Origin of the sequence: Fibrella aestuarina BUZ 2, from assembly GCF_000331105.1 — a bacterium.
GTDB lineage: Bacteria > Bacteroidota > Bacteroidia > Cytophagales > Spirosomataceae > Fibrella > Fibrella aestuarina.
Genome location: NC_020054.1, coordinates 3525752 through 3538685 on the forward strand (window position 1 = coordinate 3525752; position 12934 = coordinate 3538685).

Annotated in this window: 10 protein-coding genes; 4 read left to right on the top strand and 6 right to left on the bottom strand. The window is 57.5% G+C overall.

What is annotated here, in order from left to right; genetic code table 11:
- Positions 1–50 precede the first annotated feature (50 nt).
- The 4 genes from FAES_RS14350 to FAES_RS14365 all read right to left on the bottom strand — a co-directional run bounded on the left by FAES_RS14350 (position 51) and on the right by FAES_RS14365 (position 4231).
- Positions 51–278, bottom strand: a complete 228-nt coding sequence (locus tag FAES_RS14350) for a hypothetical protein (RefSeq protein WP_041257888.1) — start codon at positions 276–278, stop codon at positions 51–53.
- A 48-nt stretch (positions 279–326) separates the two neighbouring features.
- A complete protein-coding gene (locus tag FAES_RS14355) occupies positions 327–1793 on the bottom strand; it encodes a M48 family metalloprotease (protein ID WP_015331955.1) in 1467 nt (488 codons plus the stop codon).
- A gap of 203 nt (positions 1794–1996) precedes the next feature.
- Positions 1997–3196, bottom strand: coding sequence for a chromate efflux transporter (gene chrA / locus FAES_RS14360; protein WP_015331956.1), 1200 nt, complete (start codon positions 3194–3196; stop codon positions 1997–1999).
- A 75-nt stretch (positions 3197–3271) separates the two neighbouring features.
- Positions 3272–4231, bottom strand: coding sequence for an isopenicillin N synthase family dioxygenase (locus FAES_RS14365; protein ID WP_015331957.1), 960 nt, complete (start codon positions 4229–4231; stop codon positions 3272–3274).
- 180 nt (positions 4232–4411) lie between these two features.
- On the opposite strand from FAES_RS14365, the gene FAES_RS14370 reads away from it, so the two are divergent.
- The gene (locus FAES_RS14370) at positions 4412–5980 is read left to right on the top strand and encodes a sensor histidine kinase (protein WP_015331958.1); all 1569 of its coding nucleotides are present in this window, start codon (positions 4412–4414) and stop codon (positions 5978–5980) included.
- 153 nt (positions 5981–6133) lie between these two features.
- Here the strand turns inward: FAES_RS14370 and FAES_RS14375 are convergent, their stop codons facing one another.
- On the bottom strand, positions 6134–6829 hold the full coding sequence (locus tag FAES_RS14375; protein WP_015331959.1) for a superoxide dismutase: 696 nt from the start codon (positions 6827–6829) through the stop codon (positions 6134–6136).
- Between the two features lie 163 nt (positions 6830–6992).
- Here FAES_RS14375 and FAES_RS14380 point away from each other — a divergent pair, with 163 nt between their 5' ends.
- From FAES_RS14380 to FAES_RS14390, 3 genes are all read left to right on the top strand, one after another.
- Positions 6993–7724: an SDR family NAD(P)-dependent oxidoreductase gene (locus tag FAES_RS14380; protein ID WP_015331960.1), complete on the top strand. Its 732-nt coding sequence runs from the start codon at positions 6993–6995 to the stop codon at positions 7722–7724.
- A 418-nt stretch (positions 7725–8142) separates the two neighbouring features.
- Positions 8143–10578 (top strand): transcription termination factor Rho, encoded by a 2436-nt coding sequence (gene rho / locus FAES_RS14385; protein WP_015331961.1) that lies wholly within the window; start codon positions 8143–8145, stop codon positions 10576–10578.
- A gap of 222 nt (positions 10579–10800) precedes the next feature.
- Positions 10801–11940, top strand: a complete 1140-nt coding sequence (locus FAES_RS14390; protein WP_015331962.1) for an alpha/beta hydrolase — start codon at positions 10801–10803, stop codon at positions 11938–11940.
- Positions 11941–12051: 111 nt separating this feature from the next.
- On the opposite strand, the gene FAES_RS14395 is transcribed toward FAES_RS14390, so the two are convergent.
- Positions 12052–12915, bottom strand: a complete 864-nt coding sequence (locus FAES_RS14395) for a glycerophosphodiester phosphodiesterase family protein (protein ID WP_041257889.1) — start codon at positions 12913–12915, stop codon at positions 12052–12054.
- Positions 12916–12934 lie beyond the last annotated feature (19 nt).

A 12934-nucleotide genomic window follows, 5' to 3' on the forward strand; every position in this document is an offset into this window, starting at 1 on the left:
GTCGATGAGTCGACCGGCGGCGTTTGGGTATAAAGAACGGTATGTATTGACTAAAGCAGACTGCGCAGTATCGTTTCGACGAGCGAGGCGACATCGGCCAGACGGGCGGCTACCCAATTGGCCACACTCAGCTGGCTGTTGTGCGGCAGGGTCAACGTGGGTCGCTGAGCCGCTGCTGGCTGTAGCATGCGCAACGTCATGAATCCGGCCAGCATCAGGCAGTTCAGGCTCAGGGTGAGCACGGTCTTACTTCGTAGCAGTTGAGCAAGCCAGTTCATGATGGTGTTGGTTAACAGGCACAAAATTAATCAGGGCAATGAAAATACCTATTTTGCGATCACCTTTATTAAGGATCCCTGCTGCACCTGATCATCGTTTTTCATGCTGTTCAGCACCCCCAATTCTTCCAACCGGCTGCTGGGCATACCCAGGGCCGTCATGGCGTCGCGGAACGTACCTGTGCGAGGCACTTGCTTCACGTACACCCGGTCCGGTTTGCGGTTTAGTTTGTCGGGGTCGGTGAGGGTGCGGAAGCTTTCCGATACGCGCTTGAACGAAGGGAACGCCTGCTGAAAATCGGTGGCCGCTGACAGCCCGTGCAGGGCATAAATCCCGTTGTTATACTGGATCAGGTACGTTCCGATTTGCAGCGTGTTGGCGGCTGACTGCTGTTGCTGGGGCTGGCCTTGCTGCTGTTGCGGTTTCTGCTGCGAAATGACCACCAGCGCGGGCAGACCATTAACGGTTGTCTTGCCATTTTCGAGCACCGTCAGGCCCAGTTCTTTAACCATGTTCTGAGCGGCTTCATCGAGCGAATTGCCTTTCGCCAGCATCAGGATCATCGCCGACTTGCCGTCTTTGGGGCCCATCTGGAACTGGGCGGGCGAGTTCTGGTACTGCCAGCCGCTCGGCACGCTAAACTGAAACTTCAGCTCGGGGTGATAAAACATGTTGTTTTCCACAAAACCCTGCCTTGGGTCTTCGCCAAACATAATGCCATCGACGAGCCGCAGGTAGGCGTCGCGGTTGATCTGGTAGTTGGCAGGGTTCTGGGTCTGATAGTCCTTGGCCAACTGATTGACGCGCGTGAAGCGGTTGCCCGGGTCGGGGTGAGTCGAGAGCATGTTGGGCACGGCCTGTCCCGAATTATCCTGAATCCGTTTGATGGTGCTGAAGAAGTTGGCCATCTGCCTGGCGTCATACCCAATTTTGCTTGAGTAACCCACGCCCAGCTGATCGGACTCTGATTCGTGGTCGCGGCTGTATTTGAGCGTCAGGAGTTGCGCGCCCTGCATGAGCGTTTCGCCCAGTTGCGGCACGAAGATGGTACCGGCGATGGCTCCTAGTGTGCTGAACAACTGGCTGGTTTGCTGCCGAACGGAGTGGCGCGCCGTAACGTGCCCAATCTCGTGCCCCAACACACCGGCAAACTCCGCCTCGTTGTTAAAGTGGGCCATAATCCCCCGCGTGAAGTAAACGTACCCACCCGGCACGGCAAAAGCGTTGACGACGGGCGAATCGACGATGTAAAATTGGTAGGGCAGGTCGGGGCGGTGCGAAATGGCCGCCATGGCCTTACCTTTTTCGTTGATGTAAGCGGTCAGCTTGGCATTCTCGTAAATCCCCATCGACGCGACGATTGAGGGGTGCGACTCTTTGCCAAGGGCGATTTCCTGCTCGGTCGACATCAGGCTTATCTCGCGCTTGCCCGTGACTGGATTTCGGGCGCAGTGGGTGAGTGTCAGGGCCAATCCGGCAATGGCCAACCGGGTAAATCGTGTAGTGAACTGCATTGTGCGAACGGAGAATGTGTCGTGTAGTAAGTAAGTAACCACGCAGGCAGTGCGTATGTTTGCTGGGTAAATGTGCTATGAATTCGGGAGATTGTACAAAACGGCAGAGCTTTCCCCAGACGGGAAGCCATTTACTACCCACGTGAAACCATCGTGGTGGGGAGCGCGGGCTCGTTGGCCGAAGCGACTGTTGGTGAATTGGGCTATAAAATGAACCCCAGCGCGAGCCCTCCCAGAATGAGCGCAAAAGGGGGCGTTTTGGTGAATTCGAGCAGCAGAATGGTGCCCATAACCACCGCGACGAATGGCCAGTGGATGACCATCGGCTCGAAGAGAATGATGGCCGAAGCGGCCGTCAGGCCTGTGCTGGCGGCGTTGATGCCGTCAAGCGACGCCCGTACGGGACGATGGCGTTTGACCTGATCCCAGAAGCGGTACACAAAGAAGATCAGGAACGTACCTGGCAGGAAAATCGCCACCGTAGCCACCAGACTGCCCAGCAGTTGGCCCTGAAAGCCTTCGGCGCGCATGGCGAGTGTGCCGATGTAGGAGGCAAACGCGAATACCGGCCCCGGCATCGCCTGCACCAGCCCCAAACCCGACAGAAACTCTTCGCGGCTGACGTAGTGCTTAAACGCAACGAACTCGTTGTAGAGAATGGGCGTAAGCACCTGCCCACCGCCAAACACGAGGCTGCCATTGCGGTAAAAATTCTCGAACAGCCGCACGGGCAACGACTGCGTAATAGCCCCTAAGACCGCCGCGCCGACGAGCACGCCCAGCCACAGAAAAAAATTGGCCCACTGAATCTGCATGGGCTGGTGTTCCATTTTCTCGTGCTTCTGATACTTCAGCGCCGTAGTGAGGCCACCCACCAGAATCACGATGGGCGTCATAAACGGCGACCGAAACGCGTAGGCCGCTAATGCCGCCAGAACGGCCAGCACGACCCCGGTCTGATCGCGAATGACCTTGCGGCCAATCCGATACCCCGCCACCACCAGGAAGCCAACGGCCATCGGCTGCACGTAGCGCGTGAACGCCAGCGACCCGTTATGTTGCTCGACGTAGAAAATGCCGATGCCTGCCGCCGTCATCATCAGCACGGCTGGCAGGCACCAGATCAGGAGCGTCAGGTAGGCCAGATTGGGGCCGCCAATTTTGAAGCCCAGCGCCGTAATCGTTTGGGTCGAGGTGGGGCCGGGCAAGAGTTGGCAGAGGGCCGTCAACTCCATCAGTTCTGCCTCGGTGAAGTACCGCCGTTTGCGCACCAGCAGTTCCAGAAAGAGGGTGAGGTGCACCTGTGGTCCACCAAACGACGTTAGGGCCAACACCAGCACGTCCTTCAGGAAAATGAAGTAGCGAATCTTCCGAACGGGCGGCAGGGTAGAGGTAAACTTCATGCAGCAGGGGCAAGGGGCACGGGGCTTCGGGCACGAGTAGCAGGAACGCTTGCTCCCCTGCCCAAGCCCCGTGCCTTACTTTTTCTTCAATCCCAACTCCTGCAAACGCTCATCCAGAAACTCGCCGGCGGTCATGTCGGCGTAGAGTTTCGGATTTTTGGCGTCGATGCAACTGCCGAGGCTGGTTAGGTCCATATCAGCGCGGGGATGCATAAAGAACGGAATGGAATACCGCGACGTCCCCATCTTTTCGCGGGGCGGGTTCACTACCCGATGAATGGTCGATTTGAGGCGGTGGTTGGTCAGCCGGTCAAGCATGTCGCCTACGTTCACAATGATCTGATCGGGCAGGGCCGTGATCGCGATCCACTGACCGTCGCGGCGGAGCACTTCCAGCCCATCGGCCGAGGCACCCATCAGCAGCGTGATCAGGTTGATATCGCCGTGAGCCGCCGCCCGTACGGCGCCTTCGGGCGTGGTGTTTGGGTCGAGCGGAAAGTAATGCAGCGCCCGCAGGATGCTGTCGCCGTTCCGAACTTTATCCTCGAAATAGGCTTCGGGCAGGTTCAGGTAGAGCGCAATCGCCCGCAACAGCGTTTTGCCCGTGTTCTCCAGAATCCGGTACGTATCGACGGTATACTTGCCAAAATCGGGGTACTCATCGGGCAGCACGTTGGCGGGCATCGACCCTTCCGGTTCGGGCTGACCGATGTGGTAGAACTCTTTCAGGTCGGCCACCTTAAAGCCTTTGGCCGTCTCTTTCCCCTTACCAACGTACCCACGTTGCCCGTTGAGTTCGGGGTGTTCGTAGCGCTTTTTTACCTCATCGGGTGCCTGGAAAAATTCCCGAGCCGATGCGTATAAGTGTTCCGTTAGCTCGGCGGTGAGGCCATGGTTCCGGATTGCAACAAAACCAATATTGGTAAAGGCGTCGCCAAGTGCCTGCACAAACTGAGCGCGGCGAGCGGCGTCGCCTGACGTAAAATCCGCTAAGTCGAGCGAAGGTATCTGGTCGTACAATGATAAATCAGCCATGATCGAAGACGAAGTTGCTAAACGACAAAATTACGAAAACCCGCAGAATCCTTGTTAGTGGTCCTAAGTCAAGCAGCGGTTGCGTTACTTTTGCGGCTTCAACCAACAACCAATCGGCCTGGTTGGTTGACACTCAGAAAAACACCCACACGTACGTTCTAAAGCGACTATTCACGTTCTATGCAATCATCCTCAGATGTGCCTGCGCCAGCCGCTGACTCCACAGTTATCAGCTTAATGCAGGCCGCCTTAGACCAGTCAGCTAGCGGTATCATTGTCTGCGAAGCCGTACGGGACAACCGGAGAGGAATCCAAGCGGCTCGTGTGGTGCTGGTGAACCGGCGGGCCGAGCAATACCTGGGCCTGTCCCGTAGCGAATTGATTGGACAGACCGGTGACAGCATTTTAGTGACGGCTACCAGCAGTGATCTGTGGCCCAACGTCTACAAGGCCATCGAGACGGGGGAGCCGAACCGCTACGACGTGTTTCTGAGTATTCGGCGGAGTGAGGTAGCCGCCTGGTTTGATATGTGCATCGAGCCGGTGGGCGACGGCGAACGTGTGGTGGTTTCGCTGGCCGACATTACTGAGATACGGAATGCCAAACAGGCTCTGATGGGTGAGTCGATCCTGTTCAAAGCGCTTTCGTCGACGGTGCCTGAGATGGGGGTTATCGTCACCGATTATTTCAAGAAAATTCTAACCGCCAGCGGCCTGCTGCCCGATCTGCTCTCAAATACCAATCCCGATGAGCTGGTAGGGGGGCTGCTGGAAAACTTTGTGTTGCCCGAATTTCGGCAAGACTGGCGCAATTACCTCGGTACGGCCCTTCGCGGCGAGGCGCACTTTTTCTCCGACCACTGGGCGGGTTGGCGCAGTGAAGTATATGTGGGGCCCGTCTATAATGACGTGGGCGCGGTGGTCATGATTCTGGTTGTGTTCCGCAACGTCACCGAGCAGTACCGGCAGCAACAGGCCCTCATTCAGAGCAACATGGCCCTGGAACAGTCGAACCGGAGCCTCGAACAGTTTGCCTACGTGGCCTCCCACGATTTGCAGGAGCCATTGCGGAAAATCAAATCCTTTGGTGACTTGCTCCGTACGAATTACGGCGACGCCATCGGCGAAGAAGGTATCGGTCTCATTCAGCGGATGCAGTCGGCTTCGGAGCGGATGAGCACCCTGATTCAGTCGCTGTTGGCCTACGCGCGGCTCAGTTCCGAGCAGCGATCGCCCAGCGTGGTGCATCTGGAAGACCTGTTCAACGAGCTCATCAGCGACCTGAGTGTAGCTATTCAGGAACGAAACGGCGTGGTTCGTCTGAAACCACCCCTGCCTATTATCCCCGGCGACGAGCAGCAGCTACGGCAGCTGTTTCAGAACCTGTTGACCAACGCCCTGAAGTTTGTGCCCTCCGACCGAACGCCCATCATCACGATTGGGGCGCGGGTGGTTGAAGGCCCCAAAGTGCCTCATGTGGCGGCCGCGGCCGATGCCATCTACGCCGAAGTCGATATTCAGGACAACGGCATCGGAATCGATAAGGAGAACTACGACAAGATTTTCGGACTCTTCAACCGGTTGCACGGCCGCAAGCAGTATGAAGGATCGGGCATTGGGCTGGCGACGACCAAAAAAGTGGTCGAAAACCACAAAGGCGCGATCACCATCGACAGTCAGCTCGACAAAGGCACCACGTTTCACGTATACCTGCCTATGAAAGGCGAAGGCGATACGATAGAGGCATAAGGCTGAGCGGTTGTAAGTGGGTAAGTCTGGAACGTCGTACAGAAAAAGTCCGGCGTCTGGATAGTCCGTTTGGGTGATGCTTACGCAAAGTCAACACCCAAACGGACTATCCAGACTCCGGACTTTTTCCTGTATGACTTATCTCAGACGTCTCTATGCCTGGAACAGCTTACTGGCTTTGTCCCAATCGTAGAGGTTCCAGGCAGCGGCCACGTAGTCGGGGCGTTTGTTCTGGTATTTGAGGTAGTAAGCGTGTTCCCACACGTCGAGCCCGATCAGGGGCTTACCTGGTTTCTCGGCCAGTTTCATCAGCGGGTTATCCTGGTTGGGTGTCGATACGATCTCGACCTCGTTGCCGGTCTTGATGAGCCATACCCAGCCTGACCCAAAACGGCCCGTAGCGGCTTTGCCCCACTCGTCCTTAAACTTATCGAACGACCCATACTTTTTGGTGATCGCATCGGCCAGCGCCCCTTTAGGCTGCCCGCCGCCCTTCGGCGACAGAATCGTCCAGAAAAACGAGTGGTTCCAGTGGCCACCTCCGTTATTACGCACCGCCGCCGGGGTTTTGGCGTCGATAGCGCGTACCAGATCGTCGATGTTCATTTTCGCCATATCCGTGCCCGCCACTGCCTTGTTGAGGTTGTCGACATAGGCTTTATGGTGCTTCCCGTGGTGAATTTCCATCGTCATCTTGTCGATGTGGGGTTCCAGGGCGGCAGCGTCGTAGGGCAGAGCGGGTAGCGTGAATGGGCCGGCGGGTTGCTGGCCTATGAAGCCAAACGAGTTGGTAAACGACAGGCCTGCGGCGGCTCCGAATGCTATTTTTAGGAATTCAGCGCGGTTCATGGAGTTGATTGATTGGGGGTAAAGGCCCGCCGAAACGGACCGACTTGGGCAAAGAAAGCGGTTTTTGCGGAATGCTGCTCATCCCGACCGGCAGGCAGACTCGCCGCCCCGCCAAGAACATAACCGCTATGGAATGGTTTTGTCTGTGTAGCACACACAACGAATGCGGTTTACGGATAAGGTTTGTTTGATCACGGGCGCCACGTCGGGTATTGGCCGGGCGGTGGCGCTGCAAATGGGTACTGAAGGCGGCAAAGTCGCCGTGATAGGGCGGAAGCCCGACGAAGGCGACGAGGTGCTCGGGGCCTTTGGGGAATTGGCCGGTGAGGCCATGTTTATTCAGGCTGATATTGCCGACGCAGCGGCCATCCAACGGGCTGTTCAGCAAACAATCGACCGCTGGGGGCGGGTTGACGTGCTCGTCAATAATGCCGCCAAAATGACCTTCACGCCCATCGTCGAGCTAACCATCGACGATTGGGACGACCTCATGGCGACCAACCTGCGGTCGGCGTTCTTATTCTGCAAGTACTGTATCCCGCACATGAACGGTGGGGCTATCGTCAACGTCAGTTCGGTGCATGCGCATCAGACGACGCCCAACGTGGTACCTTATGCCGCGTCGAAAGGGGCGCTGGAAGCCTTCACGCGTGGGTTAAGCCTTGAACACCCGCGCGCTACCGTGCGCGTCAACTGTGTGGCACCGGGCGCGGTGGATACCCCAATGCTATGGGATAATCCCAACGTGAAAGCCAACCGGGAAACGATTGATATGACCGAAGTGGGCCAACCCGAAGACCTGGCATCCGTTATCTGTTTCCTGGCGTCGGACGAAGCCCGGTTCATTAACGGCACTACGCTCGTAGCGGATGGCGGCCGCCTCGACAAACTGTAGGTGGTGGCAGCAGTCCTAAGTGGCTGAACCTGAGTAGGGAGTAAATGTCCGTAAAAATTAGTTTGGCCCACTGACTAGAAAATAAGGCGGTTTCTTGCAGCGGGAAACATTTTGCCTTTATTTGCGTTACATTGATTACTGACGGAGTAGTCTATCTTTGTCGCTTAGCGAAACCCTGAGCCGTAGTCTACTGGACCGGTTTTTGTTCGTAATCTGCAGGCAGTAGACTCCGTTGCAGAATCAATCATCCGGTCAATCGCACTGGATGTGGCCAATCTAGCCAGTTAACTTCGCCGATTTCCTGACGACCCTCACTTAGTGCTTACCAACTCCTAGTTGCCGTTCGGGCCACTCACCAACGTTCCTCACGTGCGCGTTCATTCCGGTCTTCTGCTCACCGACTGCGCCACCCCTTAGTATGTATACCTCAAGCGAATTGAATGCTAAGCTCCTTGCAGAGCTGCGCGGCCTTGCCAGTCAGTTTGGTATTGAAGACGCCGCCAAACACACTAAAAAAGAATTAGTTACGAAAATTTTGGATAACCAAACCCAACCCCCCGCGGCTACACCTACCGATGCTTCCGCCGCGCCAGCGCCTAAGCGCGCTACCTCCCGTAGCCGTAAACCCCAACCCGACGCCGGTGCCCCCACCGACGCCCTGCCCGCCGTTGAGGCTGATCCGCAGGCACCCGCGGCAGTAGCTGCGCCGGCCGACACCGCCGACGCTACCCCCGCCCGGCCTACGCGCCAACGTGCCAAACGCACCACCGACGTACCTGCCGAGGCGCCTCAGTCGGTTGCCGCCGAACCAGTAGCCCCGGTAGCCGACGCAGTGGCGGCCAACGTACCTACCGACAACGTACCTGCGGTTGCAGAAGCCCCCGCCGAAGCAAACCCGGCTACCGACGAGCAGGCTGGCCTGCGGCGCGAGCCCCGGCAGCGCCTCGATGCCCCCCGCCCGGCCGATGCCCGCCAACAACGCACGGGCGATAACCGGTTCAACGAAAATCGCCCTAACCGCAATGACCAGAATCGGAACAACGACCGGTTCCGCGACAACAATCGCGAGAACCCCCGCGACGCTGGCAATGGGATGAACCGGCAGCCGCGCCCCGACAACCGCGGTGGCAACGACCTAAACCGGTATTCGGGTAATAACCGTGATAACAGTGGCTATAATCGGCCCGATAACGGCGGACGTGGCAATGATATGGGCCGTAGCGATCGCCCGCAGAATCCGTCACAAAACTCGTCGAACCGGCCGGATCGTTTTAACAACCAGCCACCAATACCGCGCAATGGGCAGGGCAACGACGCCAGTCGGCCGGATCAGAACCGGAACATGACCCGCCGCGAACTGCGCGAAAACTACCGCAGCGATGTAAACCGCCAGGATCCGAATCGGCAGCAGGGCGGTGGCCAACCGACTAACCCAACGAATCAGCCGTTTCAGAACCGCCGTCAGGTACGTGACGAATCGGCGTTCAATTACCAGGGTGAGCCCGAGGAGGAGTTTCTGACGCCAACCGTGGTGTCGGACCAAACCCCCGGCCTGACCAACGTACCCCCGGCTCCGGCCGCCGAGGTAATGCCCGCTGTCGAAGCCGATCCGCAGGCCCCCGAACCGACCGACGATGGGCAGGGTGAGAACCGGCAGCAGGCCGCGCAGCCCAGTCGCGAACAAACCGAATATGCCGCCCGCATCCGCCGCCAATACAACCAGTATGTGCGCGAATTCGATGGTATCATCGAGAACGAGGGCGTACTGGAAATCATGCCCGACGGTAGCTACGGCTTCATGCGTTCGGCCGATTATAACTACCTCGCCAGCCCCGACGATATTTACGTGTCGCCGTCGCAGATCAAGCTGTTCGGCCTGAAAACGGGCGATACCATCCGGGGTACCATCCGGCCACCCAAAGAAGGGGAGAAGTATTTCGCCCTGCTGAAGGTGATTACCGTCAATGGCAAAACGACCGAGGAAATCCGCGACCGGATTCCGTTTGAGTACCTTACCCCGCTCTTCCCCGACGAGCAACTGAAACTCAGCCACCGGCCCGACCAATATTCGACCCGCGTGCTCGACCTGTTTGCGCCGATCGGTAAAGGGCAGCGCGGTATGATCGTGGCCCAGCCCAAAACGGGTAAAACCGTGCTGCTGAAAGAAATCGCCAACGCCATTACCAAAAACCATCCTGAGGTATACCTGATCATTCTGCTGATCGACGAACGCCCCGAGGAGGTAACCGACATGGCCCGCAGCGTGAACGCCGAGGTTATTTCGTCGACCTTCGACGAACAGGCCGACCGCCACGTGAAGGTGTCGAGCATGGTGCTGGAAAAAGCGAAACGGATGGTCGAGTGTGGCCACGACGTGGTGATCCTGCTCGACTCGATTACGCGGCTGGCGCGGGCCTACAACACGGTGGTGCCGTCGTCGGGTAAGATTCTATCGGGTGGTGTCGATGCCAACGCGCTGCACAAACCCAAGCGGTTCTTCGGGGCCGCCCGGAACGTGGAAAACGGTGGTTCGCTCACCATCATCGCTACGGCCCTGATCGACACCGGCTCAAAAATGGACGAGGTGATTTTTGAAGAATTCAAAGGCACCGGCAACATGGAACTCCAACTGGACCGCCGTCTGGCCAACAAGCGCGTATACCCATCCATCGATGTAATGACGTCGGGCACGCGGAAAGAAGACCTGCTGCTTGACCGCGAAACGCTGCAACGCGTCTGGATTCTGCGCAAACACATGGCCGACATGAACCCCATGGAAACGATGGATTTCCTGCTCGACCGCATGCGCGGCACCCGCAGCAACGAAGAATTCCTGATCTCGATGAACCGCTAGGTACGTCGGTCAGTGTGTTTCCAAAGCCCAGCCATACGTGGCTGGGCTTTTTTGTTGGGCTGTCCCGTACAGTAACTGGATTTTTTTGTAAGGGTTTGATTGTAAATGGTTTGTGATTCTATGCCGTCAAGCAGGGAAAGGGTCGTAGTCCGGTCAGTTATTCTATGTGAACAGTAGAGTAGGCTATTGACTTTTACCCCTAAAAGCCAATAATCAACGTATATGAAAAAGTTTGTTACCCGCCTGGCAGCGCGATTCAGCCCATCGCCAGCTACCCGCTTCTTGCCCGCCTGGGTCATGCTAACAGCCCTGCTGGCCGGGTTACTGAGTAGCTGCGAGGATCACCGCGATCCCCTGCCCGGGCAGGGAATTCAATCCAACAGCCCCAAGCCCGACTGGGGGCCAACGATCACGCCGCAGATGCTGGCGGTTATTGAAGAACTGGGCCGATTGGCACCAACGCCGCTCGAATCACTGCCACCGCAGCAGGCGCGCCAACAGCCTTCGTTCAAAGATGCTGTCAACTCCCTGCTCGATAAAAACAATATTCCCCGCCCGACGGCCAACGTGACCATCAGCGAGCGCACGATCACGGGTGCCGACGGGGCGGCTATCCGGGCGGTAATCTACACGCCACGTAACGCCACGGGGCCGCTGCCGGTGATTGTGTATTACCACGGTGGCGGTTGGGTGATTGCGAGCCCAGAGGTGTATGAATACTCGACGCTGGCCCTGGCCGAAGAGGTGGGCGCTGTTGTGGTGTCGGTCGATTACCGGCTGGCGCCCGAACACAAATTCCCGACGGCCCACCGCGATGCGTTTGCCGCTTACAAATGGGTGAAAAACAACGCCGCTGCCATTGGCGGTAATCCCGATAAGGTGGCTGTGGCGGGCGAAAGTGCCGGGGGCAACATGGCCGTTACCGTCAGCATGATGGCCCGTGATTCGGGGCTGGCGCGGCCGTTGCATATCCTGTCGGTTTTCCCGGTGGCCAACAACGATCTGTTCACCGAGTCGTATAACCGGTATGCCAACGCGAAGCCGCTCAACCGGCCACTGGTTCAGTATTTCACGAACAATTACTTTAACTCGCCGGCCGATGGCGATAGCCCGCTCATCTCGCTGGTCGACGTCGCCAACCTACAGGGTCTGCCGCCCACGACGATCATCGGTGCCGAAATCGATCCGCTGCAAACGGAGGGGATGCAACTGCGCGACAGGCTTCAGGCGCAGGGCGTGCCGGTTACGTACCAGCTATATACCGGCGTGACGCACGAATTCTTCGGTATGTATGCCATCGTCCCCGAAGCCCAGCAGGCGCAGGCCTTGGCCGCTACCCAGCTTCGCAACGCCTTCCGGTAATGTAGAGCTGCTTTCTGAATTGAAGACAAAAGAGATGCCGTCTCCGCAGGCAACGTACCCAGCAAAAAGCCCGGCCAATACTGGCCGGGCTTTTTGCTGGGTACGTTGTTGTTAAAACAGGTTGGGGTAGTCGGTGATGATGCCATCGACGCCCAATTGCACCAGGCTGTCAATTTCGGCTTTGGTGTTGACCGTCCACGGAATGATGGTCATGCCCTGCTCGTGGCAGGTTTTTACCGTTTCGGCGGTGACCCCTTTGTAGTACGGGCTATACACCTGCGGCTTGAAACCCAGCACGGCCAGATTTTCATCGACCGATTTGGCATTGCCCGTGAGGTAGGCGAGCCGGACGGTCGGGTACTGCTGATGAATCAGTTGCAACGGGCGGGCATCGAACGACTGGATGTTGAACCGGCGACCCAGTTGCTTCTGCTCGCAGATTTCCATCACCATCGGCACAAACTCGGCCGGAGTGGGGTGGTAGACGTTGTCGGTGGCCGGGCTCGATTTGATCTCGATGTTGTAGTTGGGTAGCGGCAGGCCTTTCTGACGGGCATAAGCCTCGACCGAGTCGATCAGTTCGCCGAGCAACGGTTTGTAGGCCGCCATTTTCTGCTGCTGAGCAAACTGCGGATGGGGTTTGCGGCCCACGTCGTACGACTTGATCTGCGCGTAGGTAAGCTGGTACAGGTTGATCTGCTTCTGCTCGGCGGCCGTTACGGGCGTACCATCGGGTTTCAGCGTAATATCGGCGGCCATATAGGGGTCGTGCGAGACAACCACCTGTTTGTCTTTAGAACTGACCACATCCAGTTCCAGGGTCTGCACGCCCAGATCGAGCGCTTTTTTCATCGCCGGAATGGTGTTTTCGGGCATCAGCCCCCGCGTGCCCCGGTGCCCCTGCCGATCAAGTTTGGTTTGGGCCAGCAGCGGCTGCGTACCCAGTAGCAACAGGCTTATGATGAGTGTTTTCATAGGGTTTGATAGTTGGGAT